Source organism: Mesorhizobium sp. B3-1-8 (assembly GCF_006439495.1).
Taxonomy (GTDB): Bacteria; Pseudomonadota; Alphaproteobacteria; order Rhizobiales; family Rhizobiaceae; genus Mesorhizobium.
Map to the genome: position 1 here is coordinate 244,962 of NZ_VFTK01000002.1, position 24,327 is coordinate 269,288.

Below are 24,327 nucleotides of genomic sequence, written 5' to 3' on the forward strand. Positions count from 1 at the left end.
TCCCTCTCGGCTGAATGTATCGGCGATAAGACCAAGCGTCCGACATTGCAGGCACGCAGTTCGGCGACTGGCGCGCCGCCGCATTTCGATCCCACAAATTAGTTTGCATGCATATGTTTCAAGCCCCTCCGGTTTCGTGAAGCATTTCACCGTTCGCGCGCAATCCACCGGTTACAGACGCATCGCAAAAGCGGCACCGGGAAGAGGCGGCACCGGTTTTCCGCCGCTGATCTATGGAGGTTTCCATGTTCAAAAGTCTTAACCGAATCCGCGCCGCCTTCGAGCAGGCCAGCAAGCGCCGCCGCACGACGCGTCAGCTGAACGAACTGCCGGCGGAGGTCCAAAAGGACATTGGCTGGCCGGAACAGTCGAACCACCTCGACGAGATCCGGTTGCCGTTCTGATCGCGGCCGCCTGCGGGCACTGGCAGACGGATAGGGGTTGCTATCCCAGCCACCACCATAAACCGCCGACCGCCAGCGCGATCAGGACCGCAACGCCGGCAAGCATCAGATAGGATCCCATGATCATCTCGTTGATGATCTTCTTGATGCTGGCGCGGTCGTTGAGATTGGGGAAGGGCTCGTTGGGCAGCGCGACCCCGAGGAAATCGCAGAGCGGCGCCCAGCCGTCGCTGACCTTGAACACCAAAAGCTTCTCCGGCGGCACCGCCGCCTTTACCTCGTCTATATAGGAATTGTAGCGCGCCACCGCCTTATCGCGGTCGTTCATCACGCCCTTCAGCGTTCGGCCCCAGATCAGCTTGCGCGACATATCGCCGAACTTGCGGCCGAAGGGTGTGAGCCATTCCAGCACTTTGAATTGCCAGACGTTCTCGGTGAAGTAGATCGTGTCGATTGTGCTGTCATACCAGGCTTCGCCTCCGCGCGGATGCAGCGTCAACAGCACTTTAGCGTCGGGATAAGCGGCCATCAGCTCGCGCCACACGCAGCAGCCCGGATTGTCGACGGTCGCCCGGTAGTTGGAAAAGACCCGGTTCCAGTCGTGCTGGCTGCCCGGCGGGCTGTTCGCCACCTTGCGCCAGAAGTCGAGGTGGCCCTTGTTGGCCTTGTTGATGATGACTTCCTGCATATGGTAGCTCGGAAAGCCCAGCCGGTTCAGCGCGGCGAAAGTCGACCACGTGCCGGTGCGGCCGAAACCGGCCCCGATGACTTCGAGTGTCACGCGCGTCCCCCTTGGTCCGGATTGATTTTCTCTCGGCTTCCGGTTCTTTGGCCGTGATCGTGCGCCCGGCCGGCCGATCGCGCAATGGCTTTCCATTAGCGTCGCACAAATTTTGTGGACCAAATGTCGCCCGGACGATGCGCCATTGTCGTTTTGTGTATTCACGCGAAAGGCGCGGCCTGATAATAGGTCAACCAAGCTGACCTAAATAAGCACTGCGGGAGGTGCGCCTTGACCCTGTTGAACCTTCTGGCCTCGCGCTCCTCGCGCATGAAGGCCTCGGAAATCCGCGAGCTGTTGAAGCTGCTCGACCGGCCGGACATCATCTCCTTCGCCGGCGGCATTCCCGACCCGTCGCTGTTTCCGGCCGAAGCCATCGCCGATGCCTACCAGGCGGTGCTGGGCGGCAAGGAGGCCGGGGCCGCGCTGCAGTACCAGGTCAGCGAAGGTTTCCTGCCGCTGCGCAAATGGCTGGCCGGTGAAATGGGCAAGCTCGGTGTCCCGTGCGACGAGGGCAACATCTTCATCACCTCCGGCTCGCAGCAGGCGCTCGACTATCTCGGCAAGCTGTTCCTGTCGCCCGGCGACACGGCGCTTGTCACCTGGCCGACCTATCTCGGCGCGCTGCAGGCCTTCAACGCCTATGAGCCGCGTTACGACCGGCTGAACACAGCCGGCGGCAACATGACGCCGGAGGCTTATCGCGCCGCGGCGGCCGCCCCCTCTGTTTTTTCGAAAGGGGGTGGCAAGGTGAAGTTCGCCTATCTGGTGCCGGATTTCGCCAATCCGACCGGCAACACGCTGGACGCCAAGCAGCGTGAGGCGGTGCTCGACCTCGCCGGCGAGCTCGACATCGCCGTCATCGAGGACGCGGCCTACCGCGCGCTGCGCTATGACGGCGAAGGCGTGCCGCCGATCCTGGCGCTCGACTGCGCCCGCTCCGGCGGCATCGATCATGCGCGCACGCTCTATTGCGGCTCGTTTTCGAAGATACTGTCGCCCGGCATGCGCGTCGGCTGGGTCTGCGCCCCGCGCCATGTCGTGGAAAAGCTGGTGCTGATGAAGCAGGCATCCGACCTGCACAGCCCCTCGATCAACCAGATCGTCATGCACCGGGTCGCCGAGACCATCTTCGACGCCCAGGTGGACAAGCTGATCGGCGCCTACCGCAAGCGCCGGGACGCGCTGCTTTCCGCGCTGGAAGCCAACATGCCCGACGGTATTTCCTGGAGCCGCCCGGACGGCGGCATGTTCGTCTGGCTGACGCTGCCGGACGGCGCTGACGCCGCCGAACTTTTGGCGCGCTCGGTCAAGGAGGCGCGCGTCGCCTTCGTGCCGGGTAACGCCTTCTACGCCGACGGCACCGGCCGCAACACGCTGCGCATGTCGTTCACCCTTGCCGACGACCGAGCGGTGAACGAAGGCGTGCCGAGACTGGCGAAGCTGCTGCGGGGGTAAGCCGGCTATCACCTCATTCTCGCGCAGGCGTGATTGGTAGTGCGCAGCCGTGATTGTCCGCGGGGCCGATTCCTCGGCTAGTGTCGCGACCGATCCAACACCCCCTGGATCGACCCGACCTTGGGGTCCCACCTCCATGGTCCGAACGAAGAGCCCCGACGGCCTCCACCGGCGGGGCTTTTTTTGTTGTCCAGGCAGGCGGTCGCGGCAGCTTGCCCTTTTTCGGGCCGCTTTTCCGCTACGCTGCGTTCTTCAGGGAGGATCAAATGACAACCTTGCGTCTCGGCTTCACCATGCTTGTCCTTGTCGCCTCCGCCAGCCATGCGGCGGCCTTCGAGATCTCCAGCCCGTCGGTTTCGGACGGCCAATGGGACGCGAAATATCTCGGCGACAAGGCCGGCTGCGGTGGGCAAAGCGTCTCGATCGCCCTTGCCTGGAAGGATCCGCCCGCCGGCACCAAGAGTTACGCGCTGACCATGTTCGACACCGACGCCAATGGCGGCAAGGGTTTCTGGCACTGGCTGGCCTGGAACATCCCGGCGAGCGCCAAGGGTCTGAAAGAAGGCGCCGGCGCGCAGGGCGGCAAGCGCATGCCCAAGGGGGCGGTGCTCGGCAAGGGCGGCGTCGGCCGCGCCGGCTATTTCGGCCCATGCCCGCCGCCGGGCAGCGGCCAGCATCACTATGTCTTCACGCTCTATGCGCTGGGCGAAAAGACGCTGCGTACGCCGGACAATCCGTTACCGGACATGGTCTCGGTCGCCGCCAAGAGCTCCGCGCTCGGCGTGGCGAGTGTGACGTATACATTCGGGAGGTAGCCGATCTCCCCTCGAGAGGGGAGATTAACCCTTACTCCGCCGCCTCCAGCTTATCCTGCGTCTTCGTCTCGAAGTCGCTGGCGTCATGGCGCTCGCGCAGCTGGAAGGCCGGATCGCCGGACATGCGGTTGACCATGCGGCCGCGGCTTACCGCCGGCCTGGCGTCGATCGCGTCGGCCCAGCGCTGCACGTTCTTGTATTCATGCACCGAGAGGAACTGCGCGGCGTCGTTGTAGCTGCGGCCCTTGGCCAGCCCGCCATACCAGGGCCACACCGCCATGTCGGCGATGGTGTAGTCGGGGCCGGCAAGATACTCGCTCTCGGCCAGGCGGCGGTCGAGCACGTCCATCTGCCGCTTGGTCTCCATGGCGAAGCGGTCGATGGCATATTCGATCTTGTGCGGCGCATAGGCGTAGAAATGGCCGAAGCCGCCGCCGAGATAGGGCGCCGAGCCCATCTGCCAGAACAGCCACGAGAAGGTTTCCGCGCGCGCCGCGCGCTCGGTCGGCAGGAACGCGCCGAATTTTTCGGCGAGATAGGTGAGGATCGAGCCGGATTCGAACACGCGCACCGGCTTCGGCTCGCTGCGGTCCATCAGCGCCGGGATCTTCGAGTTCGGGTTGACCCCGACGAACCCGCTGCCGAACTGGTCGCCGTCGCCGATCTTGATCAGCCAGGCATCATACTCTGCGCCCTTGTGGCCGAGCGCCAGCAACTCCTCCAGCATGATCGTAACCTTCTGGCCGTTGGGCGTGGCCAGTGAATAGAGCTGCAGCGGGTGCTTGCCGACCGGCAGTTCCTTCTCATGCGTCGGGCCTGCGATCGGCCGGTTGATCGAGGCGAACTGACCACCATTGGGCTTGTTCCAGGTCCAGACTTTCGGTGGGGTGTATTCGTCCATGTTGGCGGCCCTGTGTTTCGTAAGCGGCGGGAAGTCCGCCGCGGATGCCGTTAGACTTAGGTGCGGTTCCGCGCGCGTCAAAGAAAAAAGTTCAATCTTCGTTGAACTAGCGCTTGTGCCAGTGCCTTTCCCTTCTCCCCTTGTGAAGAAGTTGGATCGGCGCGCGGCGCCGAGACGGGTGAGGGGTGTTCCAGCGGAGTGTGGCGTCTGTGCTCTCTGGAGCCCCATCAGTCGCCTTCGGCGAAACCCTCTCCCACAAGGGGACAAGGGGGAAATCCGCCCTTGCGCCGCGCTCCTTCGGCCATACTTATAGGCAAAGACCCGCAATGCAGGATGGATCGATGACCATCGAGAAAATTTCGCGCTCCGTCGTTGCCGTGCGCGCCACGGTGCCGGACGACGCTTTCACCGCCAATGCGCTGGGCACGCGCCGCGAAGGCAGCGGCGTGGTGATCCGCGACAATGGCCTGGTGCTCACTATCGGCTATCTCATCACCGAGGCCGAGGAAGTGTGGCTGACCGACCAGGACGGCCGCGTGGTCGCCGCGCACGCGCTTGCCTATGACCAGGAAACCGGCTTCGGCCTTGTTCAGGCGCTGTCGCCACTCAACCTTCCGGCTGTGCAGTTCGGCAATGCCAGGAAGACCAATATCGGCGATGCCGTTACGCTCGCCGACGGCATCGGCCAGCAGGTCGACGCTCACATCGTCACCAAGCAGGAATTCGCCGGCTACTGGGAGTATCTGATCGACGAGGCGATCTTCATTGCGCCCGCCCACCCGTCCTGGGGCGGGGCCGCGCTGTTCGATCGCGACGGCAAGCTGCTCGGCGTCGGATCGCTGCGCCTGCAGATGAGCCGCGCCGGCGAGGTGGCGGACATCAACATGGTCGTGCCGATCGATCTTCTGACGCCGATTCTCGACGATCTCATCAAGCGCGGCCAGGCGGCCAAGGCGCCGCGTCCGTGGCTCGGCGCCTTCTCGGCCGAGTCGAACGGCATGGTGGTGGTGATGAGCGTGGCCGAAGGTGGCCCGGCCGCCCAGGCCGGCCTGCGCCAGGGCGACATCATCTCCGACGTGCGCGACGGCGAAGTCGACGGTCTGGCCGATTTCTACAGAAAACTCTGGCAGAATCCGGCCGGCGCGGAAATTCCACTGCGCGTCGTGCGCGACGGCCGCGAGACCTGGCTGCGCGTCAAATCCGCCGACCGCAATTCCTTCCTGAAGAAACCGCAGCTGCAGTAGGCTTGAAGCGCCGATGCATCCCCGGCTGCTGAAGACCTTCCTCGCGGTCGCGCGCACCCGCAACGTCACGCGCGCGGCGCGGGAGCTCAATCTCGCCCAGTCGAGCGTCAGCGATCAGATCCAGGCGCTGGAGGCCGAGCTTGGCGCCAGCCTCTTCACCCGTTCGCGACCAGGGCTGGAACTGACGCCGGCGGGCGAAACGCTGAAACCCTATGCCGAGGACCTGCTGGCGCTTGCCGACGACGCCCGCGCCGCCATCGATGCCACCAGCGCCGAGGCGGCCGGCAGCCTGTCTATCGGCGCGCTGGAGACGATCGCCGCGGCAAGGCTGGCGCCATGGCTTGCTGGTTTCCGCGCCGACCATCCCGGCATCGATATCAAGCTCCGGATCGCCGGCAGCGGCGAGTTGCTGCGGCGGCTGGGTGACGGCGAGATCGACGTCGCTTTCTGCTTCGAGCGACCCGATGCTGGTGAGCCAGAACCGCGCCTTGCCAGGCGCGCCGTTGCGGTCGAGCCGCTGGCGCTGATCGCGCCTCCGGGCGACAACAGTGCGGATGTCGATCTGGCGGCGCTGGCCGAAAAGCCTTTCGTCGCCACCGAGACCGGCTGCGTCTACCGCGCCATGGTCGACAAGGCGTTTGCCGAGGCAGGTCTTGGCAAGCCAAGGCTGGCCGCCGAAGCCGGCAGCATCGACGCCATAGCCGGGCTGGTGGCGGCCGGCGCCGGCTTTGGCCTTGTGCCGCGGTTGGCGGTCGCCGCCGCGATCGATCGCGGCGAGGTGGCCGAGCTTGCCTGGCCCGGCTCGGTCCGCTCGGCCGACATCGTGATGATCTGGCGCCGCCGGCGCGTCCAGCCGCTGGCGCTGAAGGCGTTCCTCACCGCTCTGGCGGAGGGCTTGGTCCCGGTCACACCAGCCGGTGCCCGCCCTCGACATGCAGCGTCTCTCCCGTCGTAAAGCCATTACCGATCAGGAAGTGGATTGCGTCGGCGATGTCCTCGGGCCTTCCGACCCGCCCAACGGGCAACCGCTCCGCCATGGCGGACAGCGTCTGCGCCTTCCTGTCGCCCGCGACAAACTCCCATATCGGCGTATCGACCCAGCCGGGCGACACGGCGTTGACGCGGATCGGCGCGAGTTCCACAGCCAGCGCTCTTACCAGCCCTTCCAGCGCCGCGTTGACGGCTGCGACCACCGAGCCGCGAGCCGCCGGCCGATAGGCCGCGATGCCGGAGACGAAGGTGAGCGAACCTGTCGGCGGCAGCTTCGGCGCGCCATGCTTGGAGAGCAGCAGCGGCCCGTAAAATTTGCTTTCGACCACCCGCTGCGCGGCTGAAAGCTCGATCTCCGGCAACAGCCGGTAGGCGCCTTCGATGGCGGCGGCGGTGCTGACGATATGGTCGAGCCTGCCGATGCGCTCGAAAAGCGCTGCGACCCCGTCCTCGCGGCTTATATCGACCACGGCTGTCTCGAGCGTGCCCGGCTGGCCGAGTTCTTCCCGCGCCGCGCTCAGCTTCGCTTGCCCGCGCCCGGCGATGATGACGCCGGCTCCTTCCTCGAGACAGCGCTTGGCGAGCACCAGCCCCATGCCCGAGCTGCCGCCGACGATCAGGATTCTCTGCTTGTCCATGTCCATGCCTTTCCTTTGCCTGGACAGGGTTTGGCAGGCCGCCGCGCGAAGCGGAAACGGAAGAATCCGATTGTGCCATAGGAAGCTCCGATGGCGGGGGTCGACGCGCTCGCCCCACTTCTACCGCAGGCCCTGGCATAACCGGTCGCGAGACCTGGCCGCGCATGAAATCCGCCGGCCGCGGCTCTTCCTGAGGAACCGCAACTGCGGCAACCTTGACTTGGGCGCGGCCCGATCCAGATGCACGGTACGGGCTCCGAGTTCATGCATTGCGCACCACTCCTGATCGTCGACGCCTTCAGCAGACGAATGCCCGCCGAAAGGAGATATCTGTGAACAACAAGTCGCTTATCATGCTGGCAACGTCGTTGGTTTCCGGCCTCGTATTTTCATTCGGCGCAACGCCCATGGCGGCCGCGCAGAGCGCGGCAACCAACATCGTGGTCGGTGCCGACACGACCTTCCCGCCATTCGAGACCGAGACGAATGGCGAAGTCACGGGCTTCGACATCGACATGATCAAGGCGATCGCCAAGGCCGAGGACATGACGGTCAGCCTGAAAACACTGCCGTTCAACGGGATCATCCCGAGTCTGCAGGCCGGCTCGATCGACGCCGCGGTTGCCGGAATAACGATCAAGACCAGCCGCATGCAGAACGTCGATTTCAGCGACGCCTATTACAAATCCGGCCTTTCGGTGCTGGTGAAGAAAGACTCCGGCATCAAGGGCTTCGACGATCTCAAGGGCCACGTGGTCGCGACCAAGAAGGCAACCTCGTCGGTCGACTACCTGACCGGTCATGGCTTCGCGCCGGATTATGTGAAGCAGTTCCAGAGCATCGATGCAGCCTATCAGGCGCTCGAAACCGGCGGGGCCGACGCGGTCATCTTCGACAATCCTGTCAACGTCAACTTCAAGGCCGGCCACGACAACGTCGAGACCGTGGGCCCGCTGCTGACTGGCGAATATTACGGCATCGCCATCAGCAAGCAAAAGCCGGAGCTTGTCGAGAAAATCAATGCCGGCCTCGCCAAGATCAAGCAGAGCGGCGAATACCAGAAGCTTTTCGAGAAATATTTCGGAGGCGATACCAGTGGTGTCGTCAACGAGGTTCAGAAACCGGCTTCCGTCGCGATTTCGGGCTGAGGCCGTTCGGATCGTCCAAACGGCAGATCCCTTCAGCGTTCTCTCCGGCAAGTCGACACGCATGGCGCCAGCCGTGCCATGCGTGTCTTCTGACGAAGCGGGCGGGAATAGCGATCCAAGGCACGGTTCATGGGCCCCATCTGGCAAAACCTACCCGTCATCCTCGATGGCCTGCGGCTTACCATCCAGTATTCGATCGTCGCCATCATCCTGATGGTGGTGATCGGCCTGTGCGCGGCGCTGATGCGCCTGTCGACGGTTGCGCCGCTGCGCTGGATCGCCACCGGCTATGTCGAGATCTTCCGGTCCACGCCGCTGCTGGTGCAACTCTTCTTCATCGTGCTTGGATTGCCGGCGATCCTGCCCGTCAACCAGTGGTTCGGACAGCTGACTTATCCCATCCTCGCCGCCGCCTTCACGCTCAGCCTGAACGAGGGCGCCTATGTCACCGAGATCATCCGCGCGGGCATTCTCGGTGTCGACCGCGGCCAGAAGGAGGCGGCGCAGTCAATTGCCATGAACGGCTTTCAGACGATGCGCTATATCGTTCTGCCCCAGGCGTTCAAGCGGATGATCCCGCCGCTGGTCAACCAGGCTGCCCAGACGATCAAGGACACCTCGCTGCTGGCGCCGGTCGGCATCGCCGAGCTGGTCTACAAGGGCGAGATCGTGATTGCCGAGACCTTTGCGTCCTTTGCGATCTGGGGGCTGATTGCCGCCCTCTATTTCGTCCTCATCTTCTCGCTGTCGAAGTTCTCGTCCTACCTGGAGAGGAGGCTTCAAGTTGATAAACGTTAAGGACCTTCACAAGTCCTTTGGCCACAACGAGATCCTCAAGGGGATAACCACTCATGTGGAGGAAAAGGAGGTCGTCGTCGTCATCGGTCCCTCGGGAAGCGGCAAGAGCACTTTTCTGCGCTGCCTGAACGGCTTGGAGGCGGCAACCAGCGGCGAGATCGAAATCGCCGGCATGATGTTGACCGACCCGAAGACAAACATCCACCAACTACGTCAGCATGTCGGCATGGTGTTTCAGCAGTTCAACCTGTTCAAGCACCTGACCATTCTGGAGAATGTCACGATCGGGCCGCGCAAGGTCAAGAAGATCCCGGCCGAGGAGGCCAACAGGGTCGCGCGCGAATTGCTGGCCAAGGTCGGTCTCGTCGGCAAGGAAGCGAATTATCCGGACGAGCTGTCCGGCGGCCAGCAGCAGCGCGTGGCAATCGCGCGCTCGCTGGCGATGGGACCGAACGTCATGCTCTTCGACGAGCCGACCTCCGCGCTCGATCCCGAAATGGTGGGCGAGGTGCTTCAGGTCATGAAGACCCTCGCCGTTGAGGGCATGACGATGGTCGTGGTCACCCATGAGATGGGTTTTGCCCGGGAGGTCGGGCACCGTGTGATCTTCATGGATGACGGCATGATCGTCGAGGAGGGAGCGCCGAAAGCGCTTTTCTCGGATCCGCAGAGGAACCGCACAAAGAGCTTTCTGGCGAAAATCCTGTAGCCTTCGACCCGGCGGTCGTCGCTTCAATTCGCAAATGAGGAGCCCGTCGGATCAAGCCGTTTGGCGCCTGCTGACAGAAACTGGCACCAGCCGTCGCTACAACCGCTGCGGAATCGCCCACACTGGTGGCGACGAAAGACGAGGTGACGATGGCCCCGATAAAGGTCGACCCGGACAAGGTGCGCGAGTTCCCCGATGCCGACAGCTTCTATGCCTGGCTGGTCGACAACCACGCTGGCGAAAGCGAGGTCTGGATCAAGGTCCACAAGGTCGGTTCTGGTCTCGCCTCGATCACGCCGAAGGAGGCGATCGACGTCGTGCTCTGCTTCGGCTGGATCGACGCGGTGCGCAAGTCGCTCGACGACAAGAGTTTCCTGCAGCGCTACACCCCGCGCGGCAGGAAGAGCATCTGGAGCAAGATCAACATCGACAATGTCGCGCGCCTGATCGAGGCGGGCCGCATGACCAGCCACGGCTTGCGCGAGGTCGAGGCGGCCAAGGCCGACGGCCGCTGGGACCGCGCCTATGGCGGATCGAAGGAGATGACCATCCCGCCCGACCTGCAAGCCGCGATCGATGCCGAACCGAAGGCGAAAGCGACGCTGGAGAAGCTTTCGGCACAGAACCGCTTTGCGCTCGCTTTTCGCACCCACAACATGAAGACCGAGGCGGGCCGCAAGAAGAAGATCGCCGATCTGGTGGCGATGCTGAAGCGCGGCGAGACGATCCACCCGCAGAAGAAGAAGCCGTAGACGCAAACAAAAACGCCGCCCGGAAGGAGGGCGGCGTTTTCGGGAAGCGATGATCCTGAACCCTTTGCAAGCGGTCCGGGATCATCCGGTCATGAAGTTCGAAACGCGTCAGGCCTTATGCGGCCTTCTTCGCAACATGCTTCTTCACATGGTGCTTGCGCACGTGATGCTTCTTGGCGTGATGCTTCGAGTGCTTCTTCACGTGATGATGCTTGCGGGCATGATGACGGTGATGCTTGCGATGATGCTTCTTGTGCTCGGCCTTGGCGGCGGGCTTGGCCGTCTCGGTGGTCGCGGCCGGAGCAGTCGTCGTCGTGGTCGTGGTCGCGGTAGTCGTCGCGGCGGCGTTGGCTTCGGTGGTGCCCAGCGCTGGCACCGCGAAAGCGAGCGCGACGGCAAGGCCGAGTGCGGAAAGAACGGTCTTTTTCATAATCGGCATTCCTTGGTTAAGAACAATGTCCTGTGTCGCGCGCCGCAAATCATCGGCTGCTCCGGTGCCGCTTATGACAGGCGCTCTTTTCGCGAGTTTTTCCCGACTGTTGAATCTTGTTTCTGGATTGTGTCCGGCGCGTCGTCGCCCTCGTGCATTGGGCAAAGGTGACCGCGTAGCGACCCGCGAGGGTGCGCTTTCAGATGCGATAGCGTTACCCGGCAGCGGTGAATATTGCTGGGGTTCGGAATTGCCCGTCACTCATGAACTGAATCGCATAATGATTGCGAACTCTTCACTCTAATCAATCGGTGCGATCGATGCGATCTTGCTGTCGACACGAACAACCGAAGGAGCGGAAGCAATGACCGGCAGCACAGATCATTCCGGCAAGGTGGCGCTCGTCACCGGCGGCAACCGGGGCATCGGTCTGGAAACGGCGCGCCAGCTCGCCGAACTCGGCTTCACCGTGCTGATCGGCGTGCGCGACCTCGCCAAGGGCGAGGCGGCGGCGAAGCGGCTTGGCGGCAAGGTCGAAGCCATCGCGCTGGATGTCGCCGCGTCCGAGGCGGCAGCGCGCGCCGCGGCCGAGGTCGAGCGCCGCTTCGGCCGGCTCGACATTTTGGTCAACAACGCCGCCATCCATTACGACCCTTCTGCGCGCGCGCTCAAGCCCGACTGGACGGTGATCCGCGAGGCCTTCGAGACCAATGTCTTCGGCGCCTGGCGCGTCGCTGCCGCCTTCGCGCCGCTGCTCGGTGCCTCCGGCCATGGCCGGCTGGTCAACGTCTCGTCGGAAGGCGGCTCGCTCGCTTCGATGGGCGCCGGCGCCCCGGCCTATTCGACCAGCAAGGCGACGCTCAACGCGCTGACCCGCATCCTGGCCGCGGAGCTGCACGGCGCGGGCGTGCTGGTCAACTCGATCTGCCCCGGCTGGGTCGCGACCGACATGGGCGGTCCCGGCGGACGCCCCGTCGCGCAGGGAGCGGCCGGGATCGTCTGGGCCGCGACCTTGCCCGACGGCGGCCCGACCGGGGGCTTCTTCCGCGACGGCAAGCGGCTGCCGTGGTGAGCGGGCGTCGATGAGATGGATATTTCCCAGTTTGGGTAAGTACCGCTTGTTCCCAGTTTGGGAAATGGCTATATGGGTGCATGCAAATCGTCAGCAGGAAAACGCTCGTTACCTTCTGGGCGAAGCATCCGCAATCCAGAATGCCGCTGACGGCCTGGTTCAATGCATCGAGCAAGGTCGACTGGAAGGGACCGGCTGACGTCAAGGAACAGTTCGGCGCAAATGTCGATTTCGTAGCTGATAACCGTCTGGTGTTCGACATTGCGGGCAATAAGTACCGGCTGATTGTGCATGCAAGCTACACGTTCAAGAGAGTGCTCATCAAATTCGTCGGCACTCACGCCGAGTACGACAAGATAGACGCGGAGAAGGTGTGATGGACAACATCCGACCCATTAAGACCGAAGCCGATTACGATTGGGCGATTGCGGAGATCACTCGCTATTTTGACAAGGAGCCCGTTCCCGGCACGCCTGACGCCGATCGTTTCGATGTTCTTGCTGAACTTATCGAAGCATACGAGACAAAACACTACCCTATCGCGGAAACCGACCCGGTGGATGCGATCACTGCTCATATGGAGATGGCCAATCTCAGCAGGCAAGCGCTGATAAAGCTGCTCGGGTCAGCGTCGCGTGCATCTGAGATTCTAGCCCGCAAGCGAGCGCTGACGATGGACATGGCTTTCAAGCTCAATCGTGAATGGCATATCCCTGCAGAGGTCCTGATCGTCCCTTACCACTTGGCCGATCAGGGCAACACAAAGGACAGAAAAGCCGCCGCTCGTGCTTGACCGTCCCGGGGCGCCTCATCACCATACGACCGCCCCTTGACCGTCTCCGGCAACTGGTCATCCCAATCTTCTGCCATGCTACGAAAATAGCATTCTCGGCCCGCGACATGTGGTGCTAGGCTCGCGCCCGTGCACCCAAGGCACGCCGTGGCCCAGCCCGCAAACAAGAGGACCCGCGAGAGGAGGAGCGGCAGAGCGGGATCGAGGCTCCAATCCAAAATCCGAAGGAACTGTTGAACCATCGCGAGGCAGCCGCGTTTCCCATGGCTGCCATATGGGAGGAACCACCAGTGAAAGCATCCTATCTCGTCTCGGCCGCGCTCCTTGCGGCATCCGCAATGCCGGCCGCGGCCGGCGAAATCTCCGACGGCAAGGTCAAGATCGGCATCCTCAACGACCAGTCGGGCGTCTATGCGGATTTCGGCGGCAAGTGGTCGGTCGAGGCCGCCAAGATGGCGGTCGAGGATTTCGGCGGCAAGGTGCAGGGCGCGCCGATCGAGATCGTCAGCGCCGATCATCAGAACAAGCCCGACATCGCCTCCAACATCGCGCGCCAGTGGTACGACACCGAGCAGGTCGACGCGATCATGGAGCTCACGACGTCTTCCGTGGCCTTGGCCGTCCAGGGGCTTTCCAAGGAAAAGAAGAAGATCGACATCGTCACCGGCGCAGCCTCCACCGACCTCACCGGCAAGCAGTGCTCGCCCTATGGTTTTCACTGGGCCTATGACACCCATTCGCAGGCTGTCGGCACCGGCGGCGAGTTGGTCAAGCAGGGCGGCGACAGCTGGTATTTCATCACCGTCGACTACGCCTTCGGCTATTCGCTGAAGGACCAGACCGCCAAGCTGGTCGAAGCCAGCGGCGGCAAGGTGCTGGGCGAGGTGCGCTATCCGCTCGGCTCCACCGACTATTCCTCCTTCCTGCTCCAGGCGCAGTCCTCCGGCGCCAAGATCGTCGGGCTTGCCAATGCCGGCCTCGACACCTCGAACTCGATCAAGCAGGCGGCGGAATTCGGCATCGTCGCCGGCGGCCAGCGGCTGGCGGCACTTCTCTTCACGCTCGCCGAAGTGCATGGGCTCGGCCTCCAGGCAGCGCAGGGCGTGGTGCTGACCGAAGGCTTTTACTGGGACCGCGACGACAAGAGCCGCGAATTCGCCCAACGCTTCTTCAAGCGCACCAACCGCATGCCGAACATGATCCAGGCCGGCACCTACTCGGCGGTGACGCAGTATCTGAAGGCCATCGACAAGGCCGGCACCGACGAGACCGAGGCCGTGGCCAAGGAACTGCATGAAATGCCGGTCAACGACGTCTTCACCGCCAACGGCAAGGTGCAGGCCGACGGCTCGATGGTGCACGACATGTATCTCTACCAGGTCAAGAAGCCGGAAGAATCGAAGAAGGACTGGGACTACTACACCTATCTGGCGACCATTCCTGGCGACAAGGCCTTCATGAAGGCCGAAGACAGCGGCTGCCCGCTCGTCACCAAGTGACGCTCGACACCGCCACCGCTGTTCGCCCGGACAGCACCGATCAGACGCCGCGGGTGGTGCTTTCCGCCCGCGGCCTCAGGCGCGACTTCGCCGGCTTCGTCGCGGTGAAGGATGTCGACCTCGACGTCCTTCACGCAAAAATCCATGCGCTGATCGGCCCGAACGGCGCCGGCAAGACCACGATCTTCAACCTGTTGACCAAATTCCTGCAGCCGACCAGCGGCAGGATCGAATTGCTCGGCACCGACATCACCCGCGCGCCGCCGGCTAAAGTGGCGCGCATGGGCCTCGTCCGTTCCTTCCAGATATCGGCGATCTTTCCGCATCTCTCCGTGCTCGACAATGTGCGTGTGGCGCTGCAGCGTCCGGGCGGGCTCGGCTACCAGTTCTGGCGCCCGGTCGCCGCGCTGGATCAGCTCACGCCAAGGGCGAGCGAGCTGCTCGCCATCGTAGGTCTTGACGACGCGGCGCATCGGCTCGCCGGCGATCTTTCCTACGGCCGCAAGCGCGTGCTGGAGATCGCGACCACGCTGGCGCTCGACCCGAAAGTGCTTCTGCTCGACGAGCCGATGGCCGGCATGGGACATGAGGATGTCGGCATGATCTCCGGCATCATCCGCTCGTTGGCGAAGGACCGCGCCGTGCTGATGGTCGAGCACAATCTCACCGTGGTTGCCGACCTCTGCGACTGGATCACCGTCATGCAGCGCGGCCAGGTGCTGGCGGCCGGCGACTATGCCACCGTCAGCCAGGACGAGCGCGTGCGCGTCGCCTACATGGGAACCGAGCATGAGTGAGCCGCTGCTTGCCGTGCGCGACCTCCACGCCTGGTATGGCGAAGGCCATGCGCTGCACGGCGTCGACCTCGATGTCAGGCGCGGCGAGACGGTGACGCTGCTCGGCCGCAACGGCGTCGGCAAGACGACGACGCTGCGCGCCATCATGGGCCTGATCCGCAAGCGCACTGGCTCCGTCACCTTCAACGGCAAGGACCTGATCGGCCTGCCGCTTCACCGCGTCGCCCATCAGGGCATCGGCTTCGTGCCGGAGGAGCGCGGCATCTTCGCGACCCTTACCGTCGACGAGAACCTGATCCTGCCGCCGGTCGTGGCCAAGGGCGGCATGAGCGTGGAAGAAATCTTCGAGCTCTTCCCGAACCTCAAGGAACGCCGCGACAGCCAAGGGACAAAACTGTCCGGCGGCGAACAGCAGATGCTGGCGATTGCGCGCATCCTGCGCACCGGCGTCGATATGCTTTTGCTCGACGAGCCGACCGAAGGCCTGGCGCCGGTCATCGTCCAGCGCATCGGCGAGCTGCTGGCGACGCTGAAGAAGCGCGGCATGACCATCCTGCTGGTGGAACAGAACTTTCGCTTCGCCGCCCGCATCGCCGACCGCTTCTACCTGATGGACCACGGCAAGGTGGTGGAGGGTTTTGCCGTCGGCCAGCTGTCCGCGCACACCGACAAGTTGCACGAAGTGCTGGGGGTATGATCGCGCCATGTTGACGGTCTTCGGCATCCCCATCCAGGCCTTGCTCGGGCAGCTCCTTGTCGGCCTGATCAACGGCTCCTTCTACGCCATGCTCAGCCTCGGCCTCGCCGTTATCTTCGGCCTGCTGCGCATCATCAATTTTGCCCATGGCGCGCTCTATATGCTGGGTGCCTTCATCGGCTATCTGCTGCTGGTGCATTTGGGCATCGGCTACTGGCCGGCGCTGGTCCTTGTGCCGCTTATCGTTGGCCTGTTCGGCATGGCGGTCGAGCGCCTCGCGCTGTCGCGGCTTTACCGCCTCGACCCGCTTTACGGCCTGCTCTTCACCTTCGGCCTCGCCTTGGTGATCGAAGGCGTGTTCCGCTACTACTACGGCGTCTCGGGCAATCCCTATGCCGTGCCGACGCTGCTCGCCGGCGGAACCAATCTCGGCTTCATGTTCCTGCCCAATTATCGCGGCTGGGTGGTGGTGGCTTCGCTGATCGTCTGTATCGGCACCTGGCTGCTGATCGAAAAGACGAGGCTTGGCTCCTATCTGCGCGCGGCGACCGAGAACCCGCAACTGGTGCAGGCCTTCGGCGTCAACGTGCCGCTGCTGCTCACGCTCACCTACGGGCTGGGCGCGGCCCTTGCGGGGCTCGCCGGCATTCTCGCCGCTCCCGTCTACCAGGTCAGTCCGCTGATGGGTTCGGACCTGATCATCGTTGTCTTCGCCGTCGTCGTGATTGGCGGCATGGGCTCGATCCTCGGCGCCATCGTCACCGGCTACATGCTCGGCCTCGCCGAGGGCCTGACCAAGGTTTTTTACCCGGAAGCCTCGAACCTGGTCGTGTTCGTCATCATGGTGATCGTGCTGCTCTTGCGCCCGGCCGGCCTATTCGGAAGGGATGCCTGAGATGAGCGAGGCAACCCTTCACCAGGAACGCGCCGCCGCCTCGCTCAGGCTCGAACGGGGGCTGATAGCGCTGGGCATCGTGGCGCTGATCGCGGCGCCCTTCTTCGTCTATCCGATCTTCGTCATGAAGATGCTGTGCTTCGCGCTCTTCGCCTGCGCCTTCAACCTCTTGATCGGCTACACCGGCCTGCTTTCCTTCGGTCATGCCGCCTTCTTCGGCGGTGCGGCCTATTTCTGCGCCTACGCCGTGAAAGCCTGGGGCTGGCCGCCGGAGGCAGCCATCCTGCTCGGCACCGCGGGTGCCGCGGGTATGGGCCTCGTCATGGGCTTCCTCGCCATCCGAAGGCAGGGGATCTATTTCTCGATGATCACGCTTGCGCTGGCGCAGATGTTCTATTTCTTCTGCGTCCAGGCGCCCTTCACCGAGGGCGAGGACGGCATCCAGGGCGTGCCTCGCGGCCACCTCTTCGGCGTCGTCGACCTCAACGTCACCATGAACATGTATTTCTTCGTGCTCGCCGTCTTCCTCATCGGCGTCTTCGCCATCTGGCGCATCGTCAATTCGCCCTTCGGCATGATCCTGCGCTCGATAAGAGAAAACGAGAACCGCGCCATTTCGCTCGGCTATTCGGTCGGCCGCTACAAGCTCGCCGCCTTCGTCATGTCGGCGGCCCTTGCCGGCTTCGCCGGCGCGACCAAGGCGATCGTCTTCCAGTTCGCGACCCTCACCGATGTCACCTGGCAAATGTCGGGCGAGGTGATCCTGATGACGCTGCTCGGCGGCATCGGCACCATGGTCGGTCCGGTGGCGGGCGCCGGCCTTGTCGTCGGTCTCGAAAACACCTTGGCCACCTCGGGCTTCCCGGTGACCATCGCCACCGGCCTGATCTTCATGATCTGCGTGCTCATCTTCCGGCGCGGCATTGTCGGCGAGGTATATGCACGGTGGCTGGCGCCGGCGGCCGAGGACGGCAGCCGTGACAAGCTTTGATTTCATGGCTTTGAGCGATCAGCCGACCGTGGCTGGATCGCCGAAGCCTGCCTTCAGGCTGCGCGCTTGGGTTCGACCGCGAACGGGCTGAGCCCGAGCCAGGTTTGCATCTTCTTGCCGATGGCCTTGTCGCCGGTCAGAACGACCTTCACGCCGGCTGTCTCGACGGTCAGCAGGCCCATCCAGATGGCGGTCATCGTGTGGAGATCAGTCGAGACGTAAAGGTCGACCTCGAAACCCGGATCGTACCAGCACAAATCGACCTCGCCATGCTTCTCGACGATCAGCCACCACGAGCGTTTCGACGCCGGGAGATCCTGATACAGAAATTGTATCACGGTTCTTCCCTCGGGCAGCGGCGAGGGGTTCAGATTACGCCGCATGTCCCACATCAGCAGGGACGGATCGAGGTTCTTCAACGACAGCCTGGACTCGACCCATTTCTGTCCCCAAAAACCCATTGCCTCGACGACCGGGCGCAAATCGCGTCCCGCCTCGGTCAACCGATAGTCGAAGATACCCTTCTCGCCGGGGACTTCCCGGCGCTCCACGATCCCCGCCAGCTCCAGCTCCTTCAGCCGTTGCGACAGAAGGGTCGGCGACATTTTCGGCACGCCGCGGCGCAGGTCGTTGAAGCGGGTCGAGCCTGCCACCAACTCGCGCATCAGCACCATCGTCCAGCGGGTACACAGCACCTCGGCGGCCATCGATAGCGGGCAGAACTGCTTGTATCCGTGCTGGGCCATGATCTGTGTCCTCCCTCGAAGCTGGGTGGAACATTAGACCTTCATGAATGAAGCGGCGAGTACAGAAACTGTACCGGCCCGGTACAGATCGCGGACTGGTTGGCGCGAGCCCTGCCGTGCGAGCCGTTTTGGCCGACGCACGGGATACCCCTGTGCGCAGCAACCAGGAGACTGACCATGACCGCTTACCTTATCGCGGATATCAAAGTGAAAGATCCGAAATGGATACCGGACTATGCCGCGACCGTGCACGACCTCGTTCACAAGCACGGCGGCAGATATCTGGCGCGCAGCGGCAATGTAAAGACGCTCGAGGGCAAGCCGCTCGACACGACGCTGATCGCGCTGATGGCCTTCCCATCGGAAGCGGCGGCCCACGCCTTCACCAATGATCCGGCCTACGCCCCATTCGTGTCGGCCCGACAAGGTGGCAGCGACAGCCGGTTCCAGCTGATCGACAACACCGACCTGGCCGGAACGATCTCGTACCTGCCGAAGGGATGATCGGCAGCCGCCGCATCGAACCCGCGATCATCAAGCACAAACAGCCACGGCGCTTGCCTGTCGCGCCGCCGTATTTTCGGCGGCCGGCAAGCCGTGCTTTTTCAGGAAGAACGGAATGAACATGACACCACACTTTTGGAACAGGCTTCTCATGGCAGCGGCCGCGCTGACGGCCTTTACGACCTTCGCGCAGGCCCATCAGCATGCGGCTGCGTCCGTGTCCGGCGCCAGCCCGCTGGCCGACAAGGTGCGAGCGGCCAACAGCCGGTTTCTCGACGTCAAGGCCGCTACGGCCGAGGGCTATGCGCCCATTCCTTGCGCCAGTGGCATCACTGGCGGCGCCATGGGCATCCACTACGTCAACGGCCAGTATCTGAAGGACGACAAGATCGATATCGCCCGTCCGGAAGCGGTCATGTACGAGCCGATGGCCGACGGCGCGCTGAAGCTGGTGGCGGTCGAATACATCACCTCGAAGGGGCCGGCGTCGCTCGACGGCCAACTGTTCAACTTCAACAGCGCGCCCAACCGCTACGGTCTGGGCGAGTTCTACGAACTGCATGTCTGGGCCTGGAAGGGCAACCCGACCGGCACCTTTGCAGACATGAACCCGAAAGTGTCGTGCGAACACGCGATGACGCCGAGCCAGTAGACGCTGGAGATTGGCGAAAGCCAGGACGACTGCCGATCTCCCCCTTGTTGGGAAGATCGGCAGCTTCGACGCCTCACTCCACCGGCACTTCCAACCCTACCTTGACCCGGTCCATCGCCACGAACGTGCGAAACCTTTTGACGTTGTTGTTTGCGAAGAACAGCCGCCGGGTCAGCGCTTCGTAGTCGGCCATCGTCGCCACGGTGACGACGAGGATGAAATCGGCCTCGCCGGTGACGTAATAGCATTGCTGCACCTCGGGCACTTCGGCAAAGCCGCGCTTGGCGGCGTCGATCAACTCGGCGCGCTCGCTCTCCACCTCGACCTCGACGAAGATGGTGATCGGGTGGCCGACCTTGGCCGGATCGACCAGCGCGACATTGGCGCGGATGACGCCCGTTTCCTCCATACGCTTGATGCGCCGCTGCACGGCCGGCGCCGAGAGGTTGACCTTCTCGCCGATGACGCGCTGCGGCGTGATGTTGTCCTTCTGCAGGATGACGAGGATGGCGCGGTCGAAGGCGTCGAGTTCGGGCGAAATGGACATGTCAGCGTTCCAGACGAAACAAACTTGCATTTAAAGCGCCAAAACAGAGCGCCTTTCTCGCTTCGCTTGCAATAAATTTCAGCCATCAAAGGCGCAGAAAGGCCGACCCATGTTCCTGCTCAACCGCCACCCGAACCATCGCCAGCCGCTGACGGAGGAAGACGCCGCGACGCTTGGGCTCGCCGGCGCCGGGGAGGCCGAGCGCTTTCTTGCCGCGCGCGACAACCATGCCGAGACGCCGCTGCATCCCTTGCCGGCGCTGGCGGGCGAACTCGGCATCGGCGCCCTTTACCTCAAGGACGAGGGCAAGCGCCTCGGCCTCGGCAGCTTCAAGGCGCTCGGCGGCGCCTATGCCGTCATGCATCTGGTGCTGGAGGCGGCCGGCAGGCGGCTCGGCCGCGCCGTCGATGTCGAGGAACTGCACAAGCCGGAGGTGAGGGCGATCGCCGCGCAAATGACCTTCGCCTGCGCCACCGACGGCAATCATGGACGCTCGGTGGCGCAGGGCGCCGGGCTTGTCGGCGCGCGCTCCGTCATCTTCGTCCATTCCGGCGTCAGCGATGAACGCGTGACGGCCATCGCCCGCTTCGGCGCTCAGATGGTGCGCGTTGCCGGCGACTACGACCAGTCGGTCAGGGAAGCCGCCCGCGTCGCCGCCGAGCGCGGCTGGACTGTCGTCTCCGACACGTCCTGGCCGGGCTATGAGCGCATTCCAGGACTGGTGATGCAGGGCTACACCGTGATCGTGCGCGAAGCGCTGAAGCGTTTGCCTGAGCCGCCCACCCACGTCTTCCTGCAGGCCGGCGTCGGCGGCTTCGCCGCGGCGGTGGCCGGCCATCTCGCCATCAGGCTTGGCGAGGATCGGCCGAAGACAATCGTGGTCGAACCCGCGCGGGCGGCGTGCGTCTACGCCACCGCCAAGGCCGGGCATCCAGTCGCCATCGCGCACAGCAAGCCCACGGTGATGGCGATGCTCGAATGCTATGAGCCGTCTTTGGTCGCCTGGCGCGTGCTGTCGCGGATCGGCGATGCTTTCATGACGGTCGAGGAAGAGGATGCGATCTCGGTGATGAACCGCCTGGCGCGACCCGAGGCGAACAATCCGGCGATCGTCTCCGGCGAGAGCGGCGGGGCAGGGCTCGCCGGTCTGATCCGCGCTGCCGGCGACAGGAAGATACGGGCGGCGCTCGGTCTCGACTCCAGCTCCCGCGTGCTGATCATCAACTCCGAAGGCGCGACGGATCCCGGCCGCTATGCCGAGATGGTCGGCATGGCGCCGGACGAGGTCGCAAACGCAAGGCTGCCGGCATGAGCAATCTGACGATCAACGCCGACCGGCTCCTGGGCCGCATCGAGGAACTCGGCGGTATAGGCCGCGATCCGCAGGGGAGGCTGGTCCGCGTCGCCGCTTCCGACATGGACAGGCTCGGCCGCGACCGCCTTGTCGGCTGGCTGGAAGAAGCAGGACTTGAGGTCGCCGTCGACCGCATCGGCAACATTTTCGGAATCTGGAAGGATGGCGCCAATGAAAGCCAGGCGCCGCTCATGCTCGGCTCGCACATCGACACGGTGATCGACGCCGGCATCTATGACGGCTGCTATGGCGTGCTTGCCGGCCTCGAAGCGATCGAGAGCCTGAAGGAGGCCGGCTTCGCGCCGGCGCGCCCGCTCGTCGTTGCCGCCTTCACCAATGAGGAGGGCGTGCGCTTTTCGCCCGACATGATGGGTTCGCTGGTCTTTGCCGGCGGCCGCGACCTCGGGGAAGCGCTGGCCTCGGTCGGCATCGACGGCGCGGTGCTGGGCAAGGAGCTCGAGCGCATCGGCTATGCCGGCAACCACGAGCCCGGCTTCCTCATGCCGCATGCCTATGTCGAATTGCATGTCGAGCAGGGGCCGGTGCTCGAGCGCGAAGGCATCGCCATCGGCGCCGTCGAGAACCTGCAGGGCATTTCGTGGCAGCGCATTACGATCGACGGCGAGGCCAACCATGCCGGCACCACGCCCATGTCGATGCGCCGCGATGCCGGCGTCGCCGCCGCGCGGGTGATCGGCTTTCTCGCGGACCGGGCCAGTGCGTCGTCGACGCGCACGGTCGCGACCGTCGGCACCATCGCTTTCGAGCCCAACGCCATCAACGTCATCCCGTCGCGGGCGACCTTCACCATCGACCTGCGCGACCCGGTTGAAACGCACCTTTGCGAGGAGGAAACCGCGCTCGCCGCTTTCCTCGACCAGCTTGCCGCAAGCACCGGTGTCATCATCCATGCCGAAAGCCTGGCGCGGTTCGAGCCGGTGACCTTCGATGCCCGCATCGTTTCGCTGATCGAGGATGGCGCCAAAGCCGCCGGCCTTTCATGCCGGCGCATGACCTCGGGCGCCGGACACGACGCGCAGATGATCGCGCGCATCGCGCCGTCGGCGATGATCTTCGTGCCGAGCCGGGGCGGCATCAGCCACAACCCGGCCGAGTTCACCGCCGCCAGCGAGCTTGTTGCCGGCGCCGACATCCTGCTCGGCGTCGCCGCCCGGCTGGCGGCCGACTGACAGGGGGCTGGCGTCTACGGCGTTTCGACGGCACGCGTCAGGCCAAATACCACCAAAAATAGTCAAGTTGGCTGTATCGAATCCTTCCGAAGCGAACATTCGGCGACATCTGGTCGAAACAGAAATCAATCACTTAGCCAATTAAGGCGCCGGAATCGCGCCGGAATCGCACCCGCCAACAGAATTCAGTGCCTAGCAGGAAGACTAGCATGCTGCTTCTCAACCAACGTCCAGAATACAACCAGCCGTTGGTTGCCGCTGATGCCGAGTCCCTCGGCATGGCCGGCGGCGCGCGGGCAGAGCATTACCTCAAGGCGCGCGACAACGATGCGGAAACGCCGCTGCATGCCTTGCCGGCGCTGGCCCAGAAGCTCGGCATCGCGGCGCTTCATGTCAAGGATGAGGGCCAGCGTCTTGGCCTGGGCTCCTTCAAGGCGCTGGGCGGCGCCTATGCGGTTATGCGGCTGGTGCTGGAGGAGGCCGGCAAGTGGCTCGGGCGCGATGTCGATATCAGCGAGATAAACGACGCCAGGGTGCGCGAGATCGCGTCGAGCATGATCTTCGTCTGCGCCACCGACGGCAACCATGGCCGCTCCGTGGCGCAGGGCGCCAGCCTCGTCGGCGCGCGCTCGGTGATCTTCGTCCATGCCGGCGTAAGCCGTGAGCGTGTCGCGGCCATCGCCCGCTTCGGCGCCGAGATCGTCGAGGTCGAAGGCGGCTATGACCATGCGGTGCGCGAAGTCGCCCGCGTCGGCGCCGAGCGCGGCTGGAAGATCGTCTCCAACACGTCCTGGCTGGGCTACGAGCGCGTCCCCGGACTGGTCATGCAGGGCTACACGGTGATCGTGCGCGAGACGTTGCGGCGCATGGCCGAGCCGCCCACGCATGTCTTCCTGCAGGCCGGCGTCGGCGGCTTCGCGGCGGCGGTCGCCGGCCATATGGCTGTCATGCTTGGCTCCAGGCGGCCGAAGGCCGTGGTGGTCGAGCCGCGGCGCTCGGCCTGCGTCTACGCTTCGGTTGAGGCCGGACGTCCGGCAACGATCGCAAATCAGGAGCCGACCGTGATGACGATGCTCGAATGCGCCGAGCCGTCCTTGGTCGCCTGGCGCGTGCTGGCGCGCGTCGGCGATGCCTTCATGACGGTGGAAGAGGAGGACGCGGTCGCGGTGATGAAGCGGCTGGCGCGGCCGCTGGGCAACGATCCGGCCATCGTCTCCGGCGAGAGCGGCGGGGCAGGACTCGCCGGGCTGGTCCGCGCCGCGGGCGACAGGCATAAGCGCACGGCGCTCGGCCTCGATAGGCATTCGCGCGTGCTCGTCATCAACTCGGAGGGCGCGACCGACCATGGCCGCTTTGCCGAGCTGGTCGGGATGGCGCCGGAAGAGGTGTTCCTGCAGACTGCGTGAAAGCAATTCCAGGAAAAGTGCCGAGCGGTTGGGCTCGGCGACTTCGCCGTAGCCTTCCGTCCGGAATTGCGTCAAGAAAAGAGCAATTCCAGGAAAAGTGCCGAGCGGTTGGGCCC

The 24,327-nt window shown here is 64.0% G+C and carries 28 protein-coding genes; 22 read left to right on the forward strand and 6 right to left on the reverse strand.

The genetic code is table 11. From position 1 onward, the window contains the following. Positions 1-245: 245 nt before the first annotated feature. The gene (locus FJ424_RS33400) at positions 246-404 is read left to right on the forward strand and encodes a hypothetical protein (protein ID WP_181167012.1); all 159 of its coding nucleotides are present in this window, start codon (positions 246-248) and stop codon (positions 402-404) included. 40 nt (positions 405-444) lie between these two features. On the opposite strand, the gene FJ424_RS03155 is transcribed toward FJ424_RS33400, so the two are convergent. Continuing rightward, positions 445-1,185, reverse strand: coding sequence for a sulfotransferase family protein (locus tag FJ424_RS03155; RefSeq protein WP_140645495.1), 741 nt, complete (start codon positions 1,183-1,185; stop codon positions 445-447). A 270-nt stretch (positions 1,186-1,455) separates the two neighbouring features. Here FJ424_RS03155 and FJ424_RS03160 point away from each other — a divergent pair, with 270 nt between their 5' ends. Continuing rightward, a complete protein-coding gene (locus tag FJ424_RS03160) occupies positions 1,456-2,643 on the forward strand; it encodes a PLP-dependent aminotransferase family protein (RefSeq protein ID WP_181181993.1) in 1,188 nt (395 codons plus the stop codon). A gap of 266 nt (positions 2,644-2,909) precedes the next feature. Beyond that, complete coding sequence (locus FJ424_RS03165) at positions 2,910-3,458, forward strand: YbhB/YbcL family Raf kinase inhibitor-like protein (protein ID WP_140652062.1); 549 nt, start codon at positions 2,910-2,912, stop codon at positions 3,456-3,458. Between the two features lie 31 nt (positions 3,459-3,489). On the opposite strand, the gene yghU is transcribed toward FJ424_RS03165, so the two are convergent. Then, complete coding sequence (gene yghU, locus FJ424_RS03170) at positions 3,490-4,359, reverse strand: glutathione-dependent disulfide-bond oxidoreductase (RefSeq protein WP_140645498.1); 870 nt, start codon at positions 4,357-4,359, stop codon at positions 3,490-3,492. Between the two features lie 341 nt (positions 4,360-4,700). On the opposite strand from yghU, the gene FJ424_RS03175 reads away from it, so the two are divergent. Next, positions 4,701-5,603, forward strand: coding sequence for a S1C family serine protease (locus FJ424_RS03175; RefSeq protein WP_140645499.1), 903 nt, complete (start codon positions 4,701-4,703; stop codon positions 5,601-5,603). Between the two features lie 13 nt (positions 5,604-5,616). Beyond that, positions 5,617-6,558 (forward strand): LysR family transcriptional regulator, encoded by a 942-nt coding sequence (locus FJ424_RS03180; RefSeq protein WP_140652060.1) that lies wholly within the window; start codon positions 5,617-5,619, stop codon positions 6,556-6,558. Here FJ424_RS03180 and FJ424_RS03185 read toward each other — a convergent pair. After that, positions 6,509-7,237: an SDR family oxidoreductase gene (locus FJ424_RS03185; RefSeq protein ID WP_140652058.1), complete on the reverse strand. Its 729-nt coding sequence runs from the start codon at positions 7,235-7,237 to the stop codon at positions 6,509-6,511. The two genes, FJ424_RS03180 and FJ424_RS03185, sit on opposite strands and share 50 nt — an antisense overlap. A gap of 326 nt (positions 7,238-7,563) precedes the next feature. Here FJ424_RS03185 and FJ424_RS03190 point away from each other — a divergent pair, with 326 nt between their 5' ends. The 4 genes from FJ424_RS03190 (at position 7,564) to FJ424_RS03205 (ending at position 10,638) form a co-directional block, all read left to right on the forward strand. Beyond that, positions 7,564-8,379 carry a basic amino acid ABC transporter substrate-binding protein gene (locus tag FJ424_RS03190; RefSeq protein WP_210239383.1) on the forward strand — a complete coding sequence of 272 codons (816 nt, stop codon included), beginning with the start codon at positions 7,564-7,566 and terminating at the stop codon, positions 8,377-8,379. A 129-nt stretch (positions 8,380-8,508) separates the two neighbouring features. Beyond that, entirely contained in the window at positions 8,509-9,177 is a 669-nt protein-coding gene (locus FJ424_RS03195) for an amino acid ABC transporter permease (RefSeq protein ID WP_140645502.1), read from the forward strand. Beyond that, a complete protein-coding gene (locus FJ424_RS03200) occupies positions 9,164-9,886 on the forward strand; it encodes an amino acid ABC transporter ATP-binding protein (protein WP_140652056.1) in 723 nt (240 codons plus the stop codon). The genes FJ424_RS03195 and FJ424_RS03200 overlap by 14 nt, the downstream gene beginning before the upstream one ends. Positions 9,887-10,035: 149 nt before the next feature. Further along, positions 10,036-10,638, forward strand: a complete 603-nt coding sequence (locus FJ424_RS03205) for a YdeI/OmpD-associated family protein (RefSeq protein WP_140652054.1) — start codon at positions 10,036-10,038, stop codon at positions 10,636-10,638. 115 nt (positions 10,639-10,753) lie between these two features. Here FJ424_RS03205 and FJ424_RS03210 read toward each other — a convergent pair whose 3' ends face one another. Next, positions 10,754-11,068 carry a hypothetical protein gene (locus tag FJ424_RS03210; RefSeq protein WP_140652053.1) on the reverse strand — a complete coding sequence of 105 codons (315 nt, stop codon included), beginning with the start codon at positions 11,066-11,068 and terminating at the stop codon, positions 10,754-10,756. 364 nt (positions 11,069-11,432) lie between these two features. Here FJ424_RS03210 and FJ424_RS03215 point away from each other — a divergent pair, with 364 nt between their 5' ends. From FJ424_RS03215 to FJ424_RS03250, 8 genes are all read left to right on the forward strand, one after another. Then, on the forward strand, positions 11,433-12,140 hold the full coding sequence (locus FJ424_RS03215) for an SDR family NAD(P)-dependent oxidoreductase (protein ID WP_140652051.1): 708 nt from the start codon (positions 11,433-11,435) through the stop codon (positions 12,138-12,140). Positions 12,141-12,220: 80 nt separating this feature from the next. Then, on the forward strand, positions 12,221-12,517 hold the full coding sequence (locus FJ424_RS03220) for a type II toxin-antitoxin system HigB family toxin (RefSeq protein ID WP_140652049.1): 297 nt from the start codon (positions 12,221-12,223) through the stop codon (positions 12,515-12,517). Then, positions 12,517-12,933 carry an XRE family transcriptional regulator gene (locus FJ424_RS03225; protein WP_140645508.1) on the forward strand — a complete coding sequence of 139 codons (417 nt, stop codon included), beginning with the start codon at positions 12,517-12,519 and terminating at the stop codon, positions 12,931-12,933. The genes FJ424_RS03220 and FJ424_RS03225 overlap by 1 nt, the downstream gene beginning before the upstream one ends. 290 nt (positions 12,934-13,223) lie before the next feature. Further along, positions 13,224-14,432 carry an ABC transporter substrate-binding protein gene (locus tag FJ424_RS03230; protein WP_140652046.1) on the forward strand — a complete coding sequence of 403 codons (1,209 nt, stop codon included), beginning with the start codon at positions 13,224-13,226 and terminating at the stop codon, positions 14,430-14,432. Then, positions 14,429-15,229 (forward strand): ABC transporter ATP-binding protein, encoded by an 801-nt coding sequence (locus FJ424_RS03235; RefSeq protein ID WP_140652044.1) that lies wholly within the window; start codon positions 14,429-14,431, stop codon positions 15,227-15,229. Before FJ424_RS03230 ends, FJ424_RS03235 begins: the two co-directional genes overlap by 4 nt. Beyond that, entirely contained in the window at positions 15,222-15,926 is a 705-nt protein-coding gene (locus FJ424_RS03240) for an ABC transporter ATP-binding protein (RefSeq protein ID WP_140652042.1), read from the forward strand. The genes FJ424_RS03235 and FJ424_RS03240 overlap by 8 nt, the downstream gene beginning before the upstream one ends. 7 nt (positions 15,927-15,933) lie before the next feature. After that, complete coding sequence (locus FJ424_RS03245) at positions 15,934-16,821, forward strand: branched-chain amino acid ABC transporter permease (protein ID WP_140645512.1); 888 nt, start codon at positions 15,934-15,936, stop codon at positions 16,819-16,821. Beyond that, the gene (locus tag FJ424_RS03250) at positions 16,814-17,812 is read left to right on the forward strand and encodes a branched-chain amino acid ABC transporter permease (RefSeq protein ID WP_181181988.1); all 999 of its coding nucleotides are present in this window, start codon (positions 16,814-16,816) and stop codon (positions 17,810-17,812) included. The genes FJ424_RS03245 and FJ424_RS03250 overlap by 8 nt, the downstream gene beginning before the upstream one ends. Before the next feature lie 53 nt (positions 17,813-17,865). Here the strand turns inward: FJ424_RS03250 and FJ424_RS03255 are convergent, their stop codons facing one another. Then, on the reverse strand, positions 17,866-18,558 hold the full coding sequence (locus FJ424_RS03255) for a helix-turn-helix domain-containing protein (RefSeq protein WP_140652038.1): 693 nt from the start codon (positions 18,556-18,558) through the stop codon (positions 17,866-17,868). 177 nt (positions 18,559-18,735) lie between these two features. On the opposite strand from FJ424_RS03255, the gene FJ424_RS03260 reads away from it, so the two are divergent. Together FJ424_RS03260 and FJ424_RS03265 are read left to right on the forward strand one after the other, a co-directional pair. Further along, a complete protein-coding gene (locus FJ424_RS03260; RefSeq protein WP_140645515.1) occupies positions 18,736-19,062 on the forward strand; it encodes a DUF1330 domain-containing protein in 327 nt (108 codons plus the stop codon). 151 nt (positions 19,063-19,213) lie between these two features. Then, positions 19,214-19,714 carry a hypothetical protein gene (locus FJ424_RS03265; RefSeq protein ID WP_140652036.1) on the forward strand — a complete coding sequence of 167 codons (501 nt, stop codon included), beginning with the start codon at positions 19,214-19,216 and terminating at the stop codon, positions 19,712-19,714. Positions 19,715-19,787: 73 nt separating this feature from the next. Here FJ424_RS03265 and FJ424_RS03270 read toward each other — a convergent pair whose 3' ends face one another. Next, positions 19,788-20,261, reverse strand: a complete 474-nt coding sequence (locus tag FJ424_RS03270; protein WP_140652034.1) for an Lrp/AsnC family transcriptional regulator — start codon at positions 20,259-20,261, stop codon at positions 19,788-19,790. Between the two features lie 109 nt (positions 20,262-20,370). On the opposite strand from FJ424_RS03270, the gene FJ424_RS03275 reads away from it, so the two are divergent. The 3 genes from FJ424_RS03275 to FJ424_RS03285 all read left to right on the forward strand — a co-directional run bounded on the left by FJ424_RS03275 (position 20,371) and on the right by FJ424_RS03285 (position 24,211). Continuing rightward, positions 20,371-21,573, forward strand: a complete 1,203-nt coding sequence (locus FJ424_RS03275; RefSeq protein ID WP_140652032.1) for a diaminopropionate ammonia-lyase — start codon at positions 20,371-20,373, stop codon at positions 21,571-21,573. After that, the gene (locus FJ424_RS03280; protein ID WP_140652031.1) at positions 21,570-22,805 is read left to right on the forward strand and encodes a Zn-dependent hydrolase; all 1,236 of its coding nucleotides are present in this window, start codon (positions 21,570-21,572) and stop codon (positions 22,803-22,805) included. The genes FJ424_RS03275 and FJ424_RS03280 overlap by 4 nt, the downstream gene beginning before the upstream one ends. 209 nt (positions 22,806-23,014) lie before the next feature. After that, positions 23,015-24,211 (forward strand): diaminopropionate ammonia-lyase, encoded by a 1,197-nt coding sequence (locus tag FJ424_RS03285; protein WP_140645519.1) that lies wholly within the window; start codon positions 23,015-23,017, stop codon positions 24,209-24,211. Positions 24,212-24,327: the final 116 nt, after the last annotated feature.